Origin of the sequence: Paraburkholderia lebeckiae (assembly GCF_014201005.1) — a bacterium.
GTDB classification, from domain to species: domain Bacteria; phylum Pseudomonadota; class Gammaproteobacteria; order Burkholderiales; family Burkholderiaceae; genus Paraburkholderia; species Paraburkholderia tuberum.
Map to the genome: position 1 here is coordinate 34,220 of NZ_JACHDK010000009.1, position 23,364 is coordinate 57,583.

Annotated in this window: 17 protein-coding genes; 12 read left to right on the forward strand and 5 right to left on the reverse strand. The window is 64.8% G+C overall.

The window, feature by feature from the left end:
* The first annotated feature begins 11 nt into the window (after window positions 1–11).
* The 3 genes from HDG39_RS18715 to HDG39_RS18725 all read left to right on the forward strand — a co-directional run bounded on the left by HDG39_RS18715 (window position 12) and on the right by HDG39_RS18725 (window position 3,549).
* Entirely contained in the window at window positions 12–1,265 is a 1,254-nt protein-coding gene (locus HDG39_RS18715) for an FAD-dependent oxidoreductase (RefSeq protein ID WP_184007553.1), read from the forward strand.
* Between the two features lie 61 nt (window positions 1,266–1,326).
* A complete protein-coding gene (locus HDG39_RS18720) occupies window positions 1,327–2,211 on the forward strand; it encodes a polysaccharide deacetylase family protein (protein WP_184007938.1) in 885 nt (294 codons plus the stop codon).
* Window positions 2,212–2,304: 93 nt separating this feature from the next.
* The gene (locus HDG39_RS18725; protein ID WP_018419535.1) at window positions 2,305–3,549 is read left to right on the forward strand and encodes a glycosyltransferase; all 1,245 of its coding nucleotides are present in this window, start codon (window positions 2,305–2,307) and stop codon (window positions 3,547–3,549) included.
* Window positions 3,550–4,013: 464 nt separating this feature from the next.
* On the opposite strand, the gene HDG39_RS18730 is transcribed toward HDG39_RS18725, so the two are convergent.
* Complete coding sequence (locus tag HDG39_RS18730) at window positions 4,014–4,397, reverse strand: hypothetical protein (RefSeq protein ID WP_184007555.1); 384 nt, start codon at window positions 4,395–4,397, stop codon at window positions 4,014–4,016.
* A gap of 220 nt (window positions 4,398–4,617) precedes the next feature.
* Between HDG39_RS18730 and HDG39_RS18735 the strand changes: the two genes are divergently transcribed.
* The 6 genes from HDG39_RS18735 (at window position 4,618) to HDG39_RS18760 (ending at window position 13,477) form a co-directional block, all read left to right on the forward strand.
* Window positions 4,618–6,837, forward strand: coding sequence for a GNVR domain-containing protein (locus HDG39_RS18735; RefSeq protein WP_184007557.1), 2,220 nt, complete (start codon window positions 4,618–4,620; stop codon window positions 6,835–6,837).
* 141 nt (window positions 6,838–6,978) lie between these two features.
* On the forward strand, window positions 6,979–8,079 hold the full coding sequence (locus tag HDG39_RS18740) for a glycosyltransferase (RefSeq protein ID WP_184007559.1): 1,101 nt from the start codon (window positions 6,979–6,981) through the stop codon (window positions 8,077–8,079).
* A 4-nt stretch (window positions 8,080–8,083) separates the two neighbouring features.
* Window positions 8,084–9,289 carry a hypothetical protein gene (locus HDG39_RS18745; RefSeq protein WP_184007560.1) on the forward strand — a complete coding sequence of 402 codons (1,206 nt, stop codon included), beginning with the start codon at window positions 8,084–8,086 and terminating at the stop codon, window positions 9,287–9,289.
* A gap of 157 nt (window positions 9,290–9,446) precedes the next feature.
* Window positions 9,447–10,361, forward strand: a complete 915-nt coding sequence (locus HDG39_RS18750; RefSeq protein ID WP_184007562.1) for a glycosyltransferase family 2 protein — start codon at window positions 9,447–9,449, stop codon at window positions 10,359–10,361.
* A 58-nt stretch (window positions 10,362–10,419) separates the two neighbouring features.
* Window positions 10,420–12,156, forward strand: a complete 1,737-nt coding sequence (locus tag HDG39_RS18755; protein ID WP_184007564.1) for a hypothetical protein — start codon at window positions 10,420–10,422, stop codon at window positions 12,154–12,156.
* A 31-nt stretch (window positions 12,157–12,187) separates the two neighbouring features.
* Complete coding sequence (locus HDG39_RS18760; RefSeq protein WP_184007566.1) at window positions 12,188–13,477, forward strand: oligosaccharide flippase family protein; 1,290 nt, start codon at window positions 12,188–12,190, stop codon at window positions 13,475–13,477.
* A 115-nt stretch (window positions 13,478–13,592) separates the two neighbouring features.
* Here HDG39_RS18760 and HDG39_RS18765 read toward each other — a convergent pair whose 3' ends face one another.
* Window positions 13,593–14,804, reverse strand: coding sequence for an MFS transporter (locus HDG39_RS18765; protein ID WP_184007569.1), 1,212 nt, complete (start codon window positions 14,802–14,804; stop codon window positions 13,593–13,595).
* A 228-nt stretch (window positions 14,805–15,032) separates the two neighbouring features.
* Here HDG39_RS18765 and xdhA point away from each other — a divergent pair, with 228 nt between their 5' ends.
* From xdhA to xdhC, 3 genes are read left to right on the forward strand one after another with little or no spacing between them, the layout of a single operon-like run.
* Window positions 15,033–16,550: a xanthine dehydrogenase small subunit gene (gene xdhA / locus HDG39_RS18770; RefSeq protein WP_184007571.1), complete on the forward strand. Its 1,518-nt coding sequence runs from the start codon at window positions 15,033–15,035 to the stop codon at window positions 16,548–16,550.
* A gap of 34 nt (window positions 16,551–16,584) precedes the next feature.
* A complete protein-coding gene (xdhB, locus tag HDG39_RS18775) occupies window positions 16,585–18,954 on the forward strand; it encodes a xanthine dehydrogenase molybdopterin binding subunit (protein ID WP_184007573.1) in 2,370 nt (789 codons plus the stop codon).
* Between the two features lie 31 nt (window positions 18,955–18,985).
* Window positions 18,986–19,576, forward strand: a complete 591-nt coding sequence (xdhC, locus tag HDG39_RS18780) for a xanthine dehydrogenase accessory protein XdhC (RefSeq protein WP_184007575.1) — start codon at window positions 18,986–18,988, stop codon at window positions 19,574–19,576.
* Here the strand turns inward: xdhC and HDG39_RS18785 are convergent.
* From HDG39_RS18785 to HDG39_RS18795, 3 genes are all read right to left on the reverse strand, one after another.
* Window positions 19,573–20,523 carry a LysR substrate-binding domain-containing protein gene (locus HDG39_RS18785; RefSeq protein ID WP_184007577.1) on the reverse strand — a complete coding sequence of 317 codons (951 nt, stop codon included), beginning with the start codon at window positions 20,521–20,523 and terminating at the stop codon, window positions 19,573–19,575. The genes xdhC and HDG39_RS18785 overlap by 4 nt on opposite strands.
* A gap of 133 nt (window positions 20,524–20,656) precedes the next feature.
* Window positions 20,657–21,313: a 2-hydroxychromene-2-carboxylate isomerase gene (locus HDG39_RS18790; RefSeq protein WP_184007578.1), complete on the reverse strand. Its 657-nt coding sequence runs from the start codon at window positions 21,311–21,313 to the stop codon at window positions 20,657–20,659.
* Between the two features lie 159 nt (window positions 21,314–21,472).
* Entirely contained in the window at window positions 21,473–22,876 is a 1,404-nt protein-coding gene (locus HDG39_RS18795; RefSeq protein WP_184007580.1) for a TAXI family TRAP transporter solute-binding subunit, read from the reverse strand.
* Window positions 22,877–23,364: the final 488 nt, after the last annotated feature.

The window sequence follows — 23,364 nt, forward strand, 5'->3', positions numbered from 1 at the left end:
GGAGACCAGCAATGTCTTTGACCGATACCATCATCATTGGCGCGGGGCCCTACGGGTCTTCTCTGGCCGCGCATCTGAAGGCCGCCGGCGTGGATCACCAGATCCTCGGGGAGCCGATGGGAGCGTGGCGCAACTACATGCCGCCCGGCATGCTGCTGCGCTCCGAGGCTTTCGCGTCGAGCCTGCACGCGCCGCGCAGCGGCTTTACCGTCGAAGACTACTGCCGCCTGAAAGGACTGCCTTACCAACCGCTCGGCATGGCGCTGACGCTCGAAACCTTCGTCGAGTACGGGTTGTGGTTCCAGTCGAATCTGGTCGGCGAAATCCGGCCGGTCGACGTGCTCGCATTGCGCCGCGTCGGCGATCAGTTCCAGCTGTCGCTGAGCGACGGCCGCTCGCTCGCCGCGCGCAGAGTCGTGATCGCGCTCGGCCTGAAGGGCTTCGCGCAAACCCCGCCGGCGCTGCGGGACTTGCCGGCGCAATATGCGTCGCATTCGGAGCTGTATGGGAACCTCGAGTGGGCGCGCGGCAAGGACATTGCGATCGTCGGCGGCGGGCAGTCGGCGCTCGGGCTGTCCGCGCTTCTCAACGAGCTCGGCGCGCGCGCACACGTGCTGATGCGCGAGAGCAGCGTGGTGTGGCATGAGCGGCCGCAGGGCGGTCGCAACATCCTGTCGCGCATCAAGGGGCCCGACGCGGGACTGGGGCGCGGCTGGCGCTCGCTGTTCCTGTCCGAGTTTCCGGGCGTGTTCCACATGCTCGACCCGCGACGCCGCAAGCAGATCATGGAGCACACGTACGGCGCGTCCGGCGCGTGGTGGCTGCACGATCGCGTGGTCGGCAAGGTGCAGATCTCGCATCGCACCGTGGTGCGCTCCGCGGCGGTCGAAAACGACCGCGTCGTACTGAACGTGCTGACCGACGGCAAGGAAGCGCGGGTGAGCGCCGATCACGTGATCGCCGCGACCGGTTTCAAAACCGACATGCGGCAGCACGCGTTCCTGTCCAAAGATCTGGCCGACGCGATTTCGAATCAGGGCGGCATGCCCGACCTGACGTCGCATTACGAAACGCGCGTGCGCGGCCTCTATGTGATCGGACCCGCGTGCGCGCACAGCTTCGGGCCCGTGATGCGCTTCGTCTATGGAACCAAGCACGCGTCGCCGACCGTGGCGCGGCACATTATCGGTTCGTTGAAAGCGGGTGCGCGGCAACGCACGTGGCCCGTCGCCCATGCACCCATGCCGGAGCGCTCAGGTGAATAAAACCCAAGCAACTGGCGCGCCTGCGCGCTCGCACCTGTCCGACAGCTACCGCGGGCGCCGCATGAAGCGCTACAAGCTGCTCGTGAAGGAGATGCTCGCGGGCTTCGTCCTGATTTCGGGGCTCGCGTGGTTCACGCGCAAGGTGCTGTGGCGCGATCGCGTGGCCGTGCTGCTTTATCACGATCCCGATCCGGACACGCTCGACCGCCACCTGACTTATCTCGGCAAGCTGTGCGAGTTCGTGCCGTTGACCGACGTCAGCGCGCCCGGCCGCGGCCGGCCACGCGTGGCGATCACGCTCGACGACGGCCACGCGGGCAACGCGAAGCTGTTGCCGGTGTTCATCAAGCACAACGTGCGCCCGACGATCTTCCTGTGCAGCCGCATCGTCGGACGGCCGCGCAGTCACTGGTGGCTGCATCCGGGCTCGCTGCGCGTCGGCCATGAACGTCTGAAGCGGATGACGAACGACGAGCGCCTCGCCGCGCTGGCGGCCCAAGGCTACCAGCAGGACGGCGACGACCGGCCGACCGGCCTGTCGATCGAAGCGATGCAGGCGATGCGCGAGCACATCGACTTCCAGGCGCATACGCGCTTCCATCCGATCCTCACGCATTGCAGCGACGCTGAAAGCGAGGCCGAAATCCGCGACAGCCGCCATGAGATCGCGGCGCTGCTGCAACAACCGTGCGAGCACTTCGCGTATCCGAACGGCAATTACGGTGAACGCGAAGTGGAGTTCGTGCGGGCCGCGGGCTTCAAAACCGCGCGCACCTGCGACATCGGCTGGAACGATCAGCACACCGATCCGTACCGGCTGCGCACGATCATCATCGACGATGCGGCATCGACGCTGCGCTTCGCGGCGCAATTGAGCGGCATTGCGCTGTTTCTGCGGTATCTGCGCGAGGGTGGAGGCTGGCGCGGCAAGTTTCCGCAGTTTTGAACAGAGGGAGCGCCTGGACGGAGCGATTCGTCCGGGCAAAGCCGTCCGGGTTTTTCGCGAGACGGCACGAGGGGCAAACGACAGGAGGAGAACATGCAGCGCTGCAGGGTACTGGTGATCAACGATTACGCGCACATGGGCGGCGCGGAAGTGGTCTATCAACAATCGGCCGAGCTGTTGGGCACGCTGCCCGGCGTCGAGGTCGAGCGTTTCGACGATAGCCAGTTTTCCGCGCGCTCGACGATGCTGTCGCGCTCCTGGAACACGACCGCCGCGCGCGCGCTCGAAAAGGCGCTGCATCGTTTCCGGCCGCATCGGCTGATGGTGCACAACTACCACAACGTGCTGTCGCCTTCGATTCTCAGCGTGATCGCGCGGCACGAGCGTCAGTTCGGTTACCGCGCGTATCACACCTGCCACGACTATCATCTCGTCTACTACAACCCGTCGCTGCAGTACTTCGACAAAGATAAGCGTCCGATCATTCTGCCGCTCGACGTGCTGCGCACACGCGCGGTCTTCACGTTGCGGCCGACGCCGAAGGGCCTCGTGCACGATCTGATGACGAAGGCGTGGTGGCACGCGGTGCGCGCGGCCTATCAGCCTGCGCGCGTGTTCGACAGGATCTTGTGTCCGAGCCTGTTCATGCAGCAGGCGCTGCATCGCGTCGGCATCGAGAATACCGTCATCGTGCACAATCCGTCGGCGGTACCGACCGCGATGCCAATCGTCACGGTGCGTGACAAGGAGCGCTTCAACATCGCGTTCGTCGGACGGATCTCGCCGGAGAAAGGCTTGCTGCAATTTCTGACGCTCTGCGAGGCGGCGGGCTTCGAGCGCATCAATAGCATCGGCGTTTACGGCGACGGCCCGGACCGCGCGGCGATCGAGCAGCGTTACGCGTCGCTGATCGCACAGCGCAAGCTGATCCTGTTCGGCACGATGCCGCAGCAGCAGTTGTTTCCCGCCATGCGCGAGTTCGCCGATGCGGTGGTCGTGCCGTCGGTGGGCGCGGAGAACGCGCCCCTTGTCGTGATCGAGGCGGCGATGCTCGGTCTGCCGGTGCTGGTTCGCGATGGCGGCAGCATGGCGGTGACCGCGGAATCGGTCGGCAACAAGATCAAGTTCAAGTTCGATCCGGGCAGTCTGAAACAGGCGCTCGGCGAACTCGCCATTCATCTTGCCGATGAACACAGAAAGTACGACGTCGAAGAATATCTGCCCGAGCATTACGCGCGGCGTCTGGCTGAAATCATGCATATCGGCGAAAGTTCGACGCACGTCGCATCGTCGCGCCGACGCGCGCGCTATGCGGATAATCCGCGTCCGGCGCCCTGAAAATAGCCGGCGCTGATTGTGGCAAACGGCGTGTATATCCGCGCCGTTATCGTAGCTTTAAAACACGCGTTTCTTATCGCGTGATTTGTCTGAAGCAATCCTGTAGCAATCGGCTTTTGTGTGCGCTGCCGAACGTTGTAAGGACGGGCTCTCTGAATATTATGATCGCCAAGGAAAGGTATTTTATCGAGCGCTGAAGCGCGTGGCTCGACAGGGTAAACGAGGCCGCGGTGACGGCGCGGAGTCGGCGATGATCGGCTCAGTGGGTCGGCGAAAAAGCCAGACTCATCAGAACAAAAGCATGTGTATGTCGTGAGCGTTTGCGTGGAAAAACGGCGGACGAGACGCGGCTAATCGGGGAACCTTCGCTACCAGGCCCGGCAGTCAGTTCAACCAAACAGGAATGTGGCCGCAAGCGGCCACATCGGCGATACGGGGGGATCCAGACGGTGATGCGCTACAGCTCAGCGCACGCTGTACGGATCGGAGGTCTCGGGAGACGCGTAGGTCTGGTCTGAATTCCACAAATCGCTGCCGTAGGGGTCCGCTGAGTTCTTGCCGCGGACAGGCTGTGCAACGCTTGTACGTTTCTGCTTCGGAAGGCTGTTTTTCGTTTGGGTGTACACGTTGGGCGCGACATAGCGGTTCTTTTTAGCGTACGCGAAGTCCGACGAGGAGCCGTAGAGCGTGGTGGAACTGGCCGCATGAGGCGTCATCGCGTCGAGTTGCGAGTGTTTGGCCACATAACGCGGCGCATAAGCGGAAGAGGCGGCGGACACGATGCTCTGCGCGTAACCCGCCTGGGCGGTCAGCAATACCGGCAATACGGCGGCAAGAAGTTTGTTCATTTCGGGGTCCGTAAGAAAGCATGTGGTGCGATGTTAGGGAAAAGAGCCGACTTCGCATAGGCGCTGTTACACACAAAGGTAGCCGATGTGGCGTAAATCAGCTACCCCCGTCCGATCGAGGCGGTCAGCTCGATGGACACAGGCATGACTGGATGCGGCGACGTGCCGGTCCCGGCGCCGAGAATAAGTGGCAAACCGTCGAGACTTTGGGAGAACTCGCATGAACCAAAGCAGTACACCGTTCGATAGCCGGAACAACAACATCGAACATCCGCCGGCAGGCTTCGCGAACTATCTGGATGCGCTGTACGACAATCGCAAGCTGATTGCCATCACGACGGCCATCGCGGTCGCGCTCGGCATCGCTTATTCGGTGTTCTCCCAACCCGTGTATCGCGCGGACATTCTGGTGCAGGTCGAGGAGAACGCGGGTACCTCGTCCAAGAGCGTGATCGGCGACGTGTCCGCGATGTTCGACGTGAAGACCGCGACGTCAGGCGAGGCACAGGTGATCGGCTCGCGCATGGTGGTGGGCCGCGCGGTCGAGAAGCTCAATCTCGACATCGAAGCGGCGCCGCGCTACTTCCCGCTGTTGGGCCGCTGGCTCGGCCGTCATTCCGATCATCTGTCGACGCCGGGACCGCACGGCTACGTGTACGGCAACGAGCGCATCACGGTGTCGAAATTCGACGTCCCCGAAGAGCTATTCGACCGTCCGTTCGTACTGAAGATGGGCGAGGGATCGAGCTACGAGTTGCAATACGGCAAGCTGAAGCTCGACGGCACGGTCGGCGAACCGCTGAGCGCGACGACCAACTACGGGCCGCTCACGCTCGTCGTCGACCGGATCGAGGCGAAGCCCGGCGCGACCTTCGAAGTGCGGCGCCAGTCCGCGCTGACGACGACCGAAAAGCTGCGCAAGGAACTGACGATCTCGGAAAAAGGCAAGGAATCGGACATCCTCGGCGTGTCGCTCGAAGGCAGCGATCCGAAGAGGATCAGCGCGATTCTCGCGACCATCGCTGGCGAATACGTGAGCCAGAACCTGAAGCGCAAATCCGAGGAAGCGGAGCGTTCGATCCGTTTCCTCGAAATACAGCTTCCGGAAATGCGCCAGCAGCTTTCCGCTTCGGAAACGCGCTTCAACGACTTCCGCGCGAAGCATGGCACCGTCGATCTCGGCGAGGAAGCGACCAACCTGCTGCAGCTGTCGGTTCAGACGCAGACGCGGCTCGCGGAACTTCAACAGAAGCGCAATGAACTGCTGACGCGCTTCACCGACCAGCATCCGGCCGTGCAGTCGGTCAACGCGCAGTTGCATGCGGCGCAACAGGAAGCGAAAGATCTCGCGAGCCGGACGCAATCGCTGCCGCCGCTCGAACAGAACGTGCTGCGCCTGCAGCGCGACGTGCAGGTCGGCACCGAGCTCGATACGTCGCTGCGCAATACGCTCGAACAGCTGAAGCTGATCAAGGCGGGTAAGGCCGGCAACGTGCGCATCGTCGACGGCGCCGTCGCTCCCGATACGCCGGTGCGGCCCAAGCCGCTGCTGATCATCATCGGCGCGCTGATGCTGGGCGTGTTCGTCGGCTCGGTGATCGCGCTCGTGCGTCAGCGTCTGTTCGACGCGATCGACGATCCGTACGAAGTCGAGCTGCGCACTGGTTTGCCGGTCTACGCGAGCGTGCCGTTCAGCCGTCAGGAAGAGCGGTTCGCGCACAGCCGTCGCCGTCCGGAATCGAAGGCGCTCGTTCTTGCGGGCGAAGCGGTGATCGATCCGGCCATCGAAAGTCTGCGTGGCTTTCGCACCGCGCTCGAATTCACGATGACCAAGGCGCGCAACCAGATTGTGCTGATCACGGGCCCGACGCCGGGCATCGGCAAGTCGTTCGTGTCGCTGAATCTCGCCGCGGTAATCGGTGCGACCGGCAAGCGCGTCCTGCTGATCGACGGCGACCTGCGTCGCGGCTTCCTGCATCGGCATCTCGGCGGCGATCGCGGTCCCGGCCTCACCGATCTGATCCAGGGCGCGCACCGTCCCGAAGAGCTGATTCGCGCGACCCGTTTCCAGGGTGTCGACTTCATCGCGAGCGGCCGCCAGGTTACGAGCCCGAGCGACGTGCTGTCGAACACACGGCTCGAAGCGGTGCTGCGCCAGGTCGCGACCGGCTACGACGTCGTGCTGCTCGACGGACCGCCGGTGCTGCTCGCGGCGGATGCGGTCCGGCTCGCCTGCGTGGCAGGCACGACGTTCTTCGTCGCGCGTCAGGGTGTCACGGGCATCGGCGAGCTGCGTGAGTCGGTCCGCCAGATGCAGAAGGTCGGTCTGCCGGTGCGCGGCGTGATCATGAACGGACTGCGGATGCGGCCGGGACGCTACAGCTACGGCTACGGACGCTATCGCTACGCGGCCTACATCTACAAACCGTACGACAGATAAGCGCGGCGCCTGGTTCGCGACGCGCCCGCGGAGCGGGGCGTAGCGCCCGACTGGACCGATCAGAAAACCAACGTGGCAATGCGAAGGGATCTTACGGCCGCGCTTACCGGGCGCATACCGTACAGGCAAGGGACTACTCGGATGAAACAGCTATTTGTCACGCCTTTTCTGCCTCAGAAAAACGCGCCGCAAGCTGGCCACCGTTTGGCCTACGACTACCTGATCAAACTGAGCGCGGAATCGGAGCTCGACGTGCTGATCGTGTCGCGCGTGCCGGTCGACGAAAAGGACATCGAGTTCCGCGCGAACGTGCGCAACGTGTACATCCAGTACGTGAGCCGGTTCGACCTGATCCCGTCGTTCCTCGCGAATCCGCTGACTTTTTCACCGCGCCTGTTCTCGCGCTATAAACCCGCGATCGGCAAGTTCCTCTGCGAGCTCGTCGACAGGAACCGATACGACACCGTGCGGCTCGAGTTCTCGCAATGCTTTGCGTATGCCCAGAATCTGCGCGACCGTTTCCACGACCGCGTGAAGATCGTGATGTGCGCGCATGACTTGCAGATCCAGGTCATGTTGCGCATCAAGTCCATCGAAGGATGGCTGTTCATCCGGCAGACGTTCATGCTCGAGCAGCGTCTGCTGAAGCTGGCCGACAAGGTGCTCGTGCTGTCCAGCAAGGACGCGCAACTGATCAACGGCCTGTACCCCGGGGTCGGCGCGTTGCAGGTCGTGCCGATCTCACTGCCGGAGTTTCTGAAGGAAGTGCGGCGCTCCAAAGACACGGTCGAGAAAGGCAACATCCTGTTCTGGGGGGCGATGCAACGCCGTGAAAACGAAGAGGCGCTGCTCAATTTCGTCGACACGATTTTTCTGCCGCTGCGCCGGCGCGGCCTGCAACTGAAGCTGTTCGTGGTCGGCTCCGATCCGAGCGAGCGCGTAAAGCGCCTGAATAGCGACGAAATTTGCGTGACCGGCTTCGTCGAAAATCCGGGCAAGTTCTTCGAGTCCGCCGATATCGGCGTGGTGCCGCTGCTGTCGGGCGCCGGCGTCAAGCTCAAGACGCTCGAAATGCTCGCGGCGAAACTGCCTGTCGTCTCGACGCCGCTCGGCGCGGAAGGCGTCGAGCACGACGGCACCTTGCTCAACGTCTGCGAAATCGATGAGTTCCAGGACGTGATCGAGCGCATCTACCGCGGTGATCCGGTCAACGTCAACGCCTCCGTGGCGTATCAGGCCTGACGCCATGATCGCCACCATTGCCTATCTGCTGGCCGTCGTGCTGTGTGCCTCGCGCGGCGTGCTCGAGTATCTGATCGGCAAGGACGCCGCCTATCTGATCCAGGTCGGCGGCATCGTCGGGCTGCTCGCGTGGTACATCTCGCCGACAGCGATTGCCGCTTACTTCCGCGACGAAGGTCGCCTGTCGTTCGGCTTCCTCGTGGGCATGCTGTTCTCGACCGGGCTGTCGATCGTCGCGACGCTCGCGCTCACCGGTGAGCTCGGGCCGTCCTATCTGTTCGTCTTCATCTTCACGCTGTTCATCTATTTCTACGCGATCTCGAACTATCAGAAGCGCTTCGTGCGGCCGCGCGTCGCCTATGCGGGGCTCGTGCTGATCGCGCTGATCGAGGCGGCCGTCGCGCTCGCGCAGCAGCAGAACGTTTTCCCGATCGATCTGCCCGGCGCGACGTACGGCTTCGACAATCTGCGCGCGCCGTCGCTGACCGGCAGCTATCTGCACTACCCGCTGTTCGTCGCGATTGCCGCGTCGCTGTGCGGCGTCGACTATCTGGTGCGCAAGAACGTGCTGTCGGGCCTCGCGTGCGCGGTGCTCAGCTTCGCGATTTTCTCAGCGCTGTCGCGTAGCGGCATGCTGATCATTCTCGGCACGTTCGGGCTCGCGTTCGTGCAGGCGCCGATCCAGTTCATCACGAGAAACGCGAAACTGATCGTTGCCACCGTGTTCGCGACGATGGCAATCATGATCTTCGGCGTCGCCGTGAGCAGTCAGAACGATAGTGTCGTCAACGTCGGCACCGAACGGCTCGTAAGCGCGACCGATCTGCAATCGGACGGCAACGACGGCCGCGCCGAAGCATGGGAGAAGGCCAAGTCGCTCGTATTGCCGGTCAACGTGATCGCCGGCACGTACTTTGGGCTCGTCACGAACTCGGCACCCGAGCCGGTGAAACAGGAGTTCGGCGTCGTCGAATCGAGCGTGCTGCAGCAGATTCTGAATATCGGCCTGATGGGCGCGATCTTCTATTACGGCGTGCTGATATCGGTGACGAAACTCGCGAGCAGCGCGAGCCGGATTTCGTTGTGCGTGTGGGCCGCTTTATTTCAAACGCTCTTCTATCAATCGATCGAAGTGATTCCGTTTCTCTTCATCCTGATGACATTGCCAGTGTTCGATTACGTGGGCGGACCGCGTGCAAACAGCACGTAGCGAACGGGAAGGCAGTGCGCTCCAGATCGTCTGCGTCGCGCGGACGAGCAGTGAGTAGTCGGTAGTGCGCGCGAAGAGCGCGAAGCAAGGTGCAAGAACCAGAAAGCCGTGTTTGGGGGTAATTCCACGAACACCTGATGTAAAGCAGGAGGTGGGGATGAACCTGAAGGGAATGTTTAGCGTTGTGATCGTCAATTACAACACGCCAAAACTGGTCGGAAATTGCGTTCGCTCCGTGCTCGAACTTTCGATTGCGGATAAGGAGGACATCGTCGTGGTGGACAACGCGTCACCCGACAATTCGTTTTCCTATCTGAGGGAGACGCTTCCGACGGGAGTGAGGCTCGTCAAAACGTCGATCAATCGCGGCTTCGGCGCCGGCGTCAATTTCGGCATGGTCGGTTGTCTGCGCGAACTCGTGCTCGTGCTGAACCCGGACACCTATTTCGTCGATACATCGCTCGAAAACGCGGTGCAGTTGTTCAGAACGGAGAAGGATGTCGGCCTCGTCGGTCTCGATCTGGTCTATCCGGATGGCGAGCGGCAGTTTTCCGCGCGGCGCTTTTATTCGGTGCTCGACATACTCGGCCGGCGTTCGCCGCTCGGGCGGCTCGGCGCGTTCAAGCGCCGCATCGACAACCACATGATGCGCGAAGCGTGGGCCGCGGGCACGCCGTTCGAGGCCGACTGGGTGCTGGGCACGGGCTTTATCGTGCGGCGCGCGTTATTCGGCGAACTCGGCGGCATGGACGAGCACTTCTTTCTCTATATGGAGGACGTCGATTTTTGCGCACGCATCTGGCAGGCGGGCTACCGCGTGCTGTGCGTGCCGGGCGCGCGACTCACGCACGAGCATCAGCGTGCGTCGGCAGCGGGCTTCCTGAGTAAGGCGGGGCGCCGGCATATGAACAGCTTGTGGCGTTTCAGCCGCAAGTATCGTGTGCCGCTGTTCAGACCGCCAGGCGTGCAGGGCCTGATTCGCGGCGCGAAGGCGCGTGCGTTGCCGGTCCCCATGACCGTGAGCGCGCGTCCGGTGGCCGCCGAGCAGGCGCAAAGCATCACGGTGGAGTGACGCCTGTCGATCTCTCGACGTGAAAAAAGAACGGAGTAACGCAATGGGGGAAGACTAGATGAAAACCCGGCGACAGGCGCTCAAGACGTTCCTGCTCGGCGGCCTGGCCGGGGCCAGTGCAAGCACAGCCGATTTGGGCGTCGCGCGCGCGACGGGGCACGCGCTGCGCGAGCGCGACGCGTTCGCGAGTATGGGCAACGGCGCGGGCGACGGTGCCGGCGGCATCCTGCGCGTCGCCGCGTCCGTGCCCGAGCGTGCCGCATCGGAACCGGTTGCGCCGAGCTATCTGAAGACGCTCAGCGATATCGTCGCGGGACTCGAGGTCAGCGTCGCGCGCTTCGTCGATCCGCACCGGCTGGCGGCGATTCAGCGCGGCGCGTCCGGTTACGACTGCGGCGCTGAACTCAGGGAAGCGTTCGCGAGCGGCGCGCGCGGGCTGTATCTACCGCGCGGCATCTGGCGTTACACCGGCGACCTGGCCACCGCGAACGGCTCGAGACTGCGCGGCGACGGCGGCGGCGAATACGTGGTGATCACCGACATCGCGATGGGGGCGACCGTGCTGGAGAGACAGGACTCGGGCGGCCCGAGGTCGGCGGCGCTGACGCTCGGCGACTCGGCGTTCGTCGAGCATGTGCAGGTGCGGCCGGCGCATTACGACAAGGTCATCTACTACCTCGCCAACTATCCGGCGCACACCGGCAACACGGCGATCGGCATCCACTTCGGTACGTCGGCGGGGGCTAGTCGTTGCACGGCGATCGGTTTTTCGCGCGCGGGCTACGAACTCGGCGTCACCTCGACGCTCGAGCGCTGCTATGCGTACATGTGCGAGCGCGGCTTCTACGCGACCGAGCACACCGACGGCTCGCTGATCAATTGCGTCGGCATGTTCTGCCATACGGCCGGCGCCGATATCGTCGACAACTTCTGGCAGGTGATCGGCGGACGCTGGGAATGGAACGCGCGACACGGCGTGATTCTCGGTGCGGAGTCGCTGATCGTCGGCGCGGTGTTCGATCGCAATGGCTTTGCCGGCGTCTATATGAAGAGCGGCAACTGGGGCAAGGTGGTGAACGGCAATTACTTCTCGCGCAACGGTTGCGGCGGCGACGGCAAGATCGGCCGCTGGAAATTCTCGACGCGCGGCCATCCGTCGTACCTCGATGTGCCGCCCGGTCAGAGTTGCCACATCCAGATCGATTACCAGCAGGCGGCGACGATCGTCGGCAATCGCTACCGTCCCGGCCAGGACGACGAGAACGCCGGCTGCGACGGCCCGCAGTTCGTGTACGGCAGTTCGACCGCGCCGGGCAGCACACCGCTCGACGGCATCACGATTCAGGGCAATTTCGGCGATCGCGCGGGTGACACGATCGTCGGTTACGCCAAGGCGTATCCGGGCGGCGGCGCGATCGCGGGCGGCAAGGACGCGAGCCTCGTGCATGCGCTGAATCTCGGCGTCGGCTACGAACGCGGCGGTGTCGCGGCGGCGCTGCATTGCGGAAACCAGAGCGTATCGCAGGAGACGACGCGCATCTCGATCAACGTGCTGCGCTCGACCTCGGGCCGGGTGGTGTTGCGCGCGGCCACACGCGGCCATGCTCTACTCGCCGAAATCCTGTTCGCAACCGACGCAACCGACGCCAACTACAAGACCGTGGTAAGCAATCTGATCGGCAATGCGGTGAAGGGCGCGGTGTTGAACGCAAATGGCGAAGACGATCGCTACAACAAGATCGATGTCGCACTAAGTGAACCTGCTTTCGTGTCGTATTCTGTTTTTTCGACCTGAGTTTTAACCGCCTACTGCAGACAGGACGATTGTGTCGACGAGAAACGTCATCATCGCGCTGTATTCGGTGTACGCACTGAACTACGTGCTGCCGCTCGTTACGTTGCCATATCTGTCGCACGTACTTGGGCCGGCCGGGTTGGGCGTGATCGGTTACGCGCAATCGATTTCGCAGATTCTTCTCGTCATCGTCGACTTCGGCTTCGGCCTGTCGAGCGCGCGCAAGGTGGCGGTGCACATCGATAACCCGGAGGTCGTGAACCGCATCTACTGGTCGACCACGATCGGCCGCACGATTCTCGCGTTGCTGTGCTCGCTGGTGCTGGTCGGCTGGGCCTTCGCCGCGCACATGTCGCCGCAGGAGCGCGGTGCGACGCTGCTGGGCTCGCTCGTGATCTGGGGCGGCGTGCTGACGCCCGGCTGCTTCTACGAAGGCACGCAGCGCCTGCCGGTGCTCGCGGGCACGCTGCTCGCGACGCGCGTGGGTCTGCTGATTCCGTTGTTCCTGTTCGTGAGGACTCGCGACGACGTGATGCTCGCGGCCGCTCTGCAATATGCGCCGACCTTCGTGTGCGGCGTGATCCTGATGGGCGCGCTGATCTGGAAGCGCGAGATCCTGCTGACCGTGCGGGTCACTTGGGCCGACGTGATGGCCGAGGCGAAAGAGGCGTATCACATCTTTCTCGGTTCGGCGCTGACGTCCGTGTACATGTACGCGAACGTGATCATGCTGCGCATGATCAGCGGCCCGGGCGCAGTCGGCTATTACGTGGCGGCCGAGCGACTCACCAACGCGCTACGCGCGTGCACGGCGCCGGCCATCCAGGCGTTCTTTCCGAAGATCTGCGTCGCTTACGAGCGCAACGACATCGCCTATATCCACAAGGTCAACCGCGGCTTCATGCTCGCGTTCGCGGCGTCGGCGGTGCTGATTCTGGTCGGCTTTACGGTGCTCGGCGAATGGTTCGTCGGACGTTTTCTCGGCGAGGCATTCGGCGAGACTTTCCGCATTTTGCGCATTCTCGTGTTCGTGCCGGCGATCGTCGGCATGACGACGACCCAGGTGATGCTGACGATCATCGCGTCGGGCAATCAGTCGTTGCTGAAGCGGATCTATATCTACGGCGCGCTGTTCCATCTGGTGCAGGCACCGATCAGCATCTACTTCTGGGGCGGTGTCGGCACCGCGTGCTCGGTGGCCGCGACCGAGCTGTTCATGCTGATCGGCGTGTACAACGTGTCGAGCCGAATCAATCACGGCCAGATCGCGGTGCGCGCGCAGACGACGATCAAGCAGGAGATGGCGGCGGAGAGGGAATAGCCGCGAAGATGGACAGCGGGATCGAACGGCCGCGGCGCGCCTCGTGAAGACTTTGCGCGTCGCGGCCTTGTTGCGTCAGCGCCGCGCGTTCGTTGCGCGCGTTCACTGCGAGGGCTTACTGCGCGGTCGACAGACTGGTTACTTTCGCGGTGCGCAGATACAGCACCGTCGACAGCACGACCGCCGCGGCAGCCGCGATCGCGGCAAACAGGAACACCGAGCCGTAACCGAACTCGCCGGCGATATACCCCGCCAGCGGCCCGGTAATCCCGAGCGACAGATCGAGAAACACCGAGTACGCGGACAGTGCCGCGCCGCGGCTCGCCGGCGGCACGAGCCCGACCGCCTCGACGCCGAGCGCCGGAAACACCAGCGCGAAGCCAAAGCCGGTCAGCGCGGCGCCCGCGAGCGCGATATGCGGCTCGGGCGCGAGCCACAGCATCAACAGACCCGCGCATTCGAACGAGAACGACACGATTGCGACACGAAAGCCGCCATAGGTCTTGATCGTGTTCGCGAACAGCAGGCGCGCGCCGACGAACAGCGTGCCGAACAGCGTCAGCGACAGCGCCGCATTCGGCCAGTGCTTCGCCGCATAGAACAGCGTGATGAAGGTCGCGATCGAACCGAAGCCGGCCGAGCCGAGCGCGAGACCCATACCGTGCGGCAGCACGCGCGTCAACACGCTGCGATACGACATCCGCTCGCCGTGCACGACCGGCACCGGCGCGATCAGACGCGCGAGGTAATAGCCGAGCCCCGCGAGTGCGATCACCAGAATGCCGAGCGCGCTAAAGCCGATCGAGCGCGAGATCATCACGCCGAGCGGTGCGCCGATCGCGAGTGCGCCGTACGTCGCGATGCCGTTCCACGAGATCACGCGGGCGTTGTTGGACGTGCCGACCCGGCCGATCCCCCACAGGATCGCGCCGGTGCCGCACAGACTTTCGCCGAAACCGAGCACGAGCCGGCTGCACACGAGCAGTGCGAGGCTCAGCCCCGGCCAGTGAGCGGTCAGCGCGGCGAGCAACAGCAGCACGCCGCTCGCGCCGCAGCCGAGCAGACCGATCGACACCGTGCGCTTCGGCCCGAGCGTATCGGCCGAGCGACCCGCGAGCGGCCGCGACGCGAGCGTCGCGAGGTACTGCACGCTGATCGCCGCGCCGGCCAGCACCGCGCTGTAGCCGAGGTCGGCGTGCACATAACCGGGCAGCACCGCGAGCGGAATACCGATCGCGAGGTAGCAAAGAAAGGTGAAAAAGACGACCGGAATGATCTGCAGGGTCGTCGCAAATTCGCTGCGGGCGGACGCGGAGTCGGTGGACATCGGGAAAACCAGACTTGAATTCGGCGGGAAGGCGTGATTCTCCCATGGAACCGATTCCTTTGCAGGGTTTGCCTAAAAAATGGGACGAATCAATGGTGGGTTATATCGCGCGAACAATATGTCCCCCATGCGATTCAGGCTATGGGTAAGGTTTATTGACGGTGATAGCTTTCAAACCATCGATGCGGCGCGTCCGCGCGCACCCAGAACAGACGAGAGCACCGAAACATGACCGAGCCGATTCGTTTCTATCACCGCAACGCGATCCGCGAAATCGAGGACGCGCCCGTCACCCGCACGGTGCTGCAGTATCTGCGCGAGGACGCGCATTGCACCGGCACCAAGGAGGGCTGCGCCGAAGGCGACTGCGGCGCCTGCACCGTCGTGATCGGCGAGCGCAATCCGGCGGGCGGCGTCGACTTCAAGGCGGTCAACGCCTGCATCCAGTTCGTGCCGACCCTCGACGGCCGCGCGCTCTTCACGGTCGAAGACCTGCGCCAGCCGGACGGCTCGCTGCATCCGGTGCAGCAGGCGATGGTCGACTGCCACGGCTCGCAGTGCGGCTTCTGCACGCCGGGCTTCATCATGTCGATGTGGGCGCTCTACGAGAAGCACGGCCACGAGCATGGCTGCGCGAACCGCACGGTGCCGTCGCGCGAGGCGATCGGCAATGCGCTGACCGGCAACCTGTGCCGCTGCACCGGCTACCGGCCGATCGTCGATGCGGCCGAGCGCATGTTCGACGCGCCCGCGCCGCGAGCGCCAGTCGACGTAAAGGCGCTCGCCGACACGCTCGCGACGCTCGAACGCCGCGACACGTTTCAGTACGAGCACGCGGGCCAGCGCTTCGCCGCGCCGCGCACGGTCGCGGCGCTCGCGCGGATCAAACAGCAGGAACCGGCCGCGCGCCTGCTCGCGGGCAGCACCGACATCGGCCTGTGGGTCACCAAGCAGATGCGCGAGCTCGGCGACCTCGTCTACGTCGGACAGGTCGCCGAGCTGCAAAAGCTCGAAACCAATGACGACTGGATCGAGATCGGCGCCGGCGTCAGCGTCGAAAAAGCGTATGCCGAGATCGCGAAGCAGTACCCGGAGCTGACCGAAATGTGGCAGCGCTTCGCGTCGCTGCCGATCCGCAACGCCGGCACGCTCGGCGGCAACATCGCGAACGGCTCGCCGATCGGCGATTCGATGCCGGGGCTGATCGCGCTCGGCGCGCGCGTGATCGTGCGCGGCGGCGACATCGAGCGCGAGATGCCGCTCGAAGACCTGTACCTCGCGTATCAGAAGAAGGACATGGCCGAGCACGAGTTCGTCGTCGGCCTGAAGGTGCCCGCGCGCGGCGATGCGCGCGCGAACCTGCGCTTTCGTACCTACAAGCTGTCGAAGCGCTTCGATTCGGATATCTCGGCCGTCTGCGTGGCGTTCTCGTTCATCGCCGACGGCGACGCGATCCGCGAGCCGCGCATCGCGTTCGGCGGCATGGCCGCGACGCCGAAGCGCGCGCTCCAGGCCGAAGCCGTGCTGCGCGACGCCGAATGGCACGAGGCGACCGCGCAGGCCGCGATGCTCGCGCTGGGCACCGACTACGCGCCGCTCACCGACATGCGCGCGAGCAGCGACTACCGCCTCGAAGCGGCGAAGAACACGCTGTACCGCTTCTGGCTCGAAACGCGCGCGCAGCAGCCGCTGCCGAAGAGCGCGCTCGACGTGCGCGCGGTCGCGCCGGCCGGCGCGAGCGCCTGAGCGCCGCGCGTTCAAGGATACGGAGAACACAACCATGAACCAGCAAGCCGAACCGTTCCTGAAAGAGCTTCAGGAACTCGACGACTTCACCCAGGTGCACGTGTCGCGTCCGCACGAGTCCGCGCATCTGCACGTAAGCGGCCGCGCGACCTACACCGACGACATCCCCGAGCTGGCCGGCACGCTGCACGCGGCGCTGGCGCTGTCGTCGAAGGCGCACGCGAAGATCGTCTCGATCGCGCTCGACAAGGTGCGCGCGACACCCGGCGTCGTCGCGGTCTTCACCGCCGACGACATCCCCGGCGTCAACGACGTCGGCCCGATCGTTCATGGCGACGATCCGATCCTCGCCGACGGCGTCGTGCAATACGTCGGCCAGCCGATGCTCATCGTGGTCGCGACATCGCACGAGGCGGCGCGTCTCGGCGCACGGCGCGCCGAGGTGGCCTACGAGGAACTGCCGGCGGTGCTGAGCGCGCAGCAGGCGCGCGCCGCGAACCAGTTCGTGCTGCCGCCGATGAAGCTCGCGCGCGGCGACGCCGGCACGAAGATCGCGCGCGCCGCGCATCGCGACGCCGGTGAGATGTTGCTCGGCGGCCAGGAGCAGTTCTATCTGGAAGGGCAGATCTCGTACGCGGTGCCGAAAGACGACGACGGCATGCACGTCTACTGCTCGACCCAGCATCCGACCGAAATGCAGCACCTCGTCGCGCACACGTTGGGCGTTGCATCGCATAACGTATTGATCGAATGCCGGCGCATGGGCGGCGGTTTCGGCGGCAAGGAATCGCAGTCGGCGCTGTTCGCCTGCTGCGCCGCGCTCGCCGCGTGGAAGCTGCTGTGCCCGGTCAAGCTGCGCCCGGATCGCGACGACGACATGATGGTGACCGGCAAGCGTCACGATTTCCACTACACCTACGAAGTCGGCTACGACGAAGAGGGCGCGATCGAAGGCGTCGCGGTCGACATGACCTCGCGCTGCGGCTTTTCCGCCGACCTGTCGGGCCCGGTGATGACGCGCGCGCTGTGCCACTTCGACAACGCGTACTGGCTGTCGGACGTCTCGATCGACGGCTTCTGCGGCAAGACCAACACGCAGTCGAACACGGCGTTTCGCGGCTTCGGCGGCCCGCAGGGCGCGTTCGCGATCGAGTACATCCTCGACAACGTCGCGCGCTCGTGCGGCATCGATGCGCTCGACGTGCGCCGCCGCAATCTCTACGGCAAGACCGAACGCAACCAGACGCCGTACGGCCAGGTGGTCGAAGACAACGTGATTCACGAGCTGATCGCCGAGCTCGAAGCGACCAGCGACTATCGCGCGCGCCGCGAGGAGATCGACGCATTCAACGCGAACAACGAGATCCTGAAGAAGGGCCTGGCACTCACGCCGGTCAAGTTCGGCATCGCGTTCAACGTCACGCACTTCAACCAGGCCGGCGCGCTCGTGCATATCTACACCGACGGCTCGGTGCTCGTGAACCACGGTGGCACCGAAATGGGCCAGGGGCTGAACACGAAGGTCGCGCAGGTCGTCGCGCATGAACTCGGCGTCGGTTTCAACCGGATTCGGGTGACCGCGACCGATACCAGCAAGGTCGCCAATACGTCTGCGACGGCCGCGTCGACCGGGTCCGACCTGAACGGCAAAGCCGCGCAGGACGCCGCGCGCCAGTTGCGCGAGCGGCTCGCCGCGTTCGCGGCCGAGCGCTTCGGCGCGGGCAGCGTGAACCCGCGAGACGTGCGCTTCGCGCATGATCGCGTGATGGTCGGCCAGGTCGCCGTCCGGTTCGAGGAAGTGGTCGCGAAGGCTTATCTCGCGCGCATCCAGTTGTGGTCCGACGGCTTCTACGCGACACCGAAGCTCTACTGGGATCAGTCGAAGCTGCAAGGACGGCCGTTCTACTACTACTCGTATGGCGCGGCGGTATCGGAAGTCGTGATCGACACGCTGACCGGCGAAATGCGCGTGCTGCGCGCCGATGCGCTGCACGACGTCGGCACCTCGCTGAATCCGGCGCTCGACGTCGGCCAGGTGGAAGGCGCCTTCATTCAGGGCATGGGCTGGCTCACCACCGAGGAGCTGTGGTGGGACGCCGGCGGCAAGCTGATGACGCACGCGCCCTCGACGTACAAGATCCCGACCGTCAACGACGTGCCGCCGGTTTTCAATGTCAGGCTGTTCAGGAACCGCAACGCGGAAGACAGCATCCATCGTTCGAAAGCGACCGGCGAGCCGCCGCTGCTGCTGCCGTTCTCGGTGTTCTTCGCGGTGCGCGACGCGGTGTCGGCGGTCGGCGGCCATCAGGTCGATCCGCCGCTCAATGCGCCCGCGACCAGCGAGGAAATCCTGAAGGCGGTCGGCGCGGTGCGGGCCGCGACGGCGGCCGCGTGGCGGGCGTGATGGCGAGTGGCAAACGAGTTGGGAGCGCAATATGGAAGCACGCCTGAATTGTTGTCCGGGCGGGACCGGACCCGAGCTTGCACCGCGGCCGGCGCCGATGCATATCGTGCTGTTCGGCGCGGGACACGTCGGCCATGCGCTCGTGCATCTGCTCGGCAGCCTGCCGTGCGTGGTCCAGTGGGTCGACGAACGCGACGAGCTGTTCCCCGACGAAACGCCGCCCAACGTGCAGGTCGAAGCGACCGACACGCCCGAGGCGATCGTCGACGCGGCGCCGCCCGGCGCGTGGTTTCTGGTGATGACGCACAACCATGCGCTCGATCTTTCGCTCGCCTCACGCATCATGCGACGGCGTGATTTCAGCTACTTCGGCATGATCGGCTCGAACACGAAGCGCGTGAAGTTCGAGCGGCGACTGCTCGAACGAGGCGTGGAGTTGGAGCGGCTCGCGGAGATGACCTGCCCGATCGGCGTCGAAGGGATCGTCGACAAGGCGCCTGCCGCGATCGCGATTGCGGTGTGCGCGCAACTGCTGCGACTGAGGACACGGCAGGCCGCGACGGTTGATGCTTTGCGGCAGGCCGCGAGCCACGTCCGCGCAACGGCGCAGATCACGGTTTAGGCCATACGGCGCGACGGGGGCTTGCGCGCGACCAGCTCACCCGACACCTCGGACATCAACGTCCTCAGCCAGCCTATATCGCTCGGCCGATCCGGCTGCGGATGCCACAACTGATAGCAGCGGATGCGCGGAAACGCGATCGGCACGTCGACCACCGCGAGCGGCAACATGCTCGCGTAGTGCATCGCGAAGCGCCGCGTCGTCGTGAAGATCAGATCGGATTGCAGAAGCGTCTGCGCGACGAGCCCGAAGTAGGGCAGCGTCGCGACGATGCGCCGGCTCGCCTTCGCCCGCGCGAAGCCGGTATCGATCGCGCCGCCGCGCGCGCCGCTGTAGGGCGTCGGCGCGAGATGCGGCGCGGCCAGATAGGCTTCGCGGGTGAGCGGCTCGTGTGTCAGCGGATGGTCCGCGCGCATCATGCATACGACGGTATCGGCGAACAGGTCGCTGCGCTCGAAGCGCGGATCGGGCTTCGGCCAGTTGCCGATCACCAGATCGAGTTCGCCGGCCTCGAGCGCGGCCGAATGATCGAGCAGCGGCCCCAGCGATTCGATTTCGAGCCGCGCATGCGGCGCCGCTTCGCGAAACCGCGCGATCACGGTCGGCATGAAGAAGTCGTTCAGATAGTCGGGCGCGGCGACGCGAAAAGTGCGGCGCGAGCGGCTCGGGTCGAAATCGCCATGCGGCGTCGCGACGAAATCGACATCGCGCAACACGCGCTGCGCGGCCGCGAGCAGCGACTCGCCGTATTCGGTCGGCACCATGCCCGACTTGCCGCGCACCAGAATCGGATCGCCGAGCGTTTCGCGCAGCTTGCGCAGCGCCGTGCTGATCGCGGGCTGGGTCTGGTTCAGCCGCAACGCGCTCTGCGTGACGCTGCGCTCGACGAGCAGCGTGCGCAGCACGCGCACGAGCCAGATATCGAGTGAGGCGGCGGTGTCGTCCATGATCGAAGCGTGGTGGCGCGGGCGCTGCCGATGAGCTCGCCGCGCGGCGCGCGCATGGGGTGCGAAAGCTTAACCTTAGGCCCGTTTGCGCTTCGGCGGCATGGCGGGCGCGGAATGGCCGGCATCAGCCGTGTTATGCCGGTGTTGGTTTGTCCGGCAGCCCCCACGGTAGCGAACTGATCCGCTTCACCTCGCGCGATTCGAGCCAGTTCGGCGTGCGCGCGCAGTACAGCACCATCGGCAGCGCGTCCTCGCCCCAGAACAGCTGATCGTTCAGACGAAACGTCGGCACGCCATAGACGCCGAGTTCGATCGCATCGGCGGTATTGCGCTGCAATTGCGCCTGCACGGCTTCGTCCTGGATCAGTTCCGGGCCGTCCGGCTTGCCGACGCGCTCGCACAGCTCGGCGAACGCTTCGTCGCTCGACGGATCGCGCCCCTCGCGCCAGATGAAGCGGAAAATCTCGCGCACGAATTGCACGTCGCCGTTCGCGGCGGTCGCGAGCAGCAGCGGCTTCGTCGAATCGAAGGGATGGGCGGGCGGCATTTTGTACGGAATGCCGAGCTGCTCCGCGCGAAACAGCGCGTGCCGGTACATGAAGGTGCGCTTGGCGGGCACGCTGTACGCGGAGCGCTGGCCCCAGTGGCGATACAGATCGTTCAGCACGACCGGCGTGAACGCGAATTGGAAGCCGGGCCATTTGTCGTATTGCTCGAGCAACAGGTAGGTGAACGGTGAGACGAAATCGTAAAACCACTGCCGCTGTTGGGCGTCGATGCCAACGGTCATAAATGTCTCCCGGATTGCCTGTGTCGGACGATGCGGACGGTGCGTCCGTTATCTCATCAAAATTGTAGCGATCTTACCAGGTGCGGTCCCGGCTTGCACCGGTCGATATCCCCTGGTGGCGGCAGGTGGGCGTAGTTCCGGCGGTGTCGTCAGAGGCGCTCAGCCTTTGACTTTATCGGCCGCCTGCTCGTCGGCCTCGTCCAGCCCGCCCCGCGTGTCGCGGCTTTGCGTGAGCCGTCGCCGCACGAAGCCGATGTGCTCGCGCAGCACGTAGAACTGGTCCGCGTACGCGAGCGGCATCTTCATGCCGTTGACCGAGTCTTCGATCGCGTCGAGCCGCTCGATCAGCGACGCGCGTTCGGCCGACGAATGTTCGCTGAGCGCGCTGCGCTCGATCGCGATCAGAGAGCCGTACCAGCGATAGATGCGCGATTTGACGCGCCACGCGTACAACCCGGGCACGACGCGCAGCGCCGGCACCAGCAGCACGATCAGCGGCACGATGATCACCAGCAGGCGGTCCGCGAGACTCGCGATCCAGAACGGCAGCGTCCGGTACAGGAAGCTCTTGCCCGACTTGTAGTAGCGCGCGGCGTCGTCGGAAAGCGGGAAGTCGTGCGCGAGCGGGGCGGGGAATTCGCCGGCGCGCTGCATCGTCGTCGCGCCGCCATGCACCTCGCGCGCGGCTTCGATCAGCAGATCGGACAGCGCCGGATGCAGCGAATCGCGCGCGATCAGCTCGGCGGTCGGCGCGACGATGCTGATCGAGTTCGCCGGCAGGTTCTTGCCGAGGTCGAAGGCGCCCATCGGTACCTTCAGCTGCGTCAGGTACGGAAAGCGGCGCGTGTACGCGTCGGCCTGCGAAAAATCGTAGAAGCGCACGTTCTGCGTGCGGTAGAGCTTGCCCATCACGGCCGGCTGCGCCGAGTCGCCCGCGAGGAAGGTCGCGTCGATCGTGCCGTCGATCAGCGCGTCGGCGGCTGCGTCGCCCGTCAGCGGCAGCAGTTGGGTCGGACCGCCCGGCACGATGCCGTTGGCCTTCAGCAGCGCGAGCGCGAGCTCGCGCGTGCCGCTGCCCTCGGGGCCGATCGCGAGGCGTTCGCCCTTGAACCCGGACAGCCAGTCGACGGGGGCGCCGCGGTAGAAGATCGCGAGCGGCACGTAAGCGACGCTGCCGAGCGACATCAGGCTTTTGTCCTTGTCGAGCCCGGCGGGCGCGATGCCGCTCTGCACGAAACCGACGTCGACGTTTGCGTTCGGGTCCAACAGCCGCTTCAGATTTTCCTGCGAGCCCTGCGAGGCCAGCACGTTCAGCGTGATGCGGTTGCGCGCGAGGATCGTCTTGTACTTCTGCGCGGCGATCCAGAAGGTGCTGCCGACGGGACCGGCGCTAATCGTCAGCGTATTCGGCGGGGCGGGCTGGATCAGCCGCACGGCGGCCCAGATTGCGACGATCACGAGCAGCACGAGCGGGCCGAACGAGACCGCCAGGTCGCGCCACGAGATCGCGACAAAACGGGCGACGAGACGGGTAGGGCGGGTGCGGCCGGTGTCAGGCTTCATCGGATCATCTGAAAGCGGCGGTCGATCGGGCTCGAATGCGCGAAGGCGGCCTGGGCGGTGCGCGCCAGCACGCGTCGCGCCGATGGTACCTGAGATCGGCGCGGCCGCGAAACGCGTAGCCGCCCGTCACGCCGACAAACGCGTAACAAATGGTGAGCGTCGCGGTGAACGCCAGCATGAGCGCTGGCCTGATGTCCGTGCAAATTTTTGCGCGATCACGGAGCGTGTCTGCTTCTACCCGGCACGCATGACGCACCCGCTGTCGGCGCGCCACGCCACGCGCTAAACCCTTTGCGCTTCTGTGCCGGCTAGATTAAATTGTGCATCGCTACCGCGATCCAACGTTTGCGGCGCGACCCCGGCAAGACGGACAAGAACCGGGTGCGTCGGCGGACGTCGCGGTTGGCCGGTTACTGGTAATCGGCGTCTCTCGCCTCTTGCACATCGTGTCACAGCCGTTGCCGGCCGAACCTCACGCGCGCGTTCGC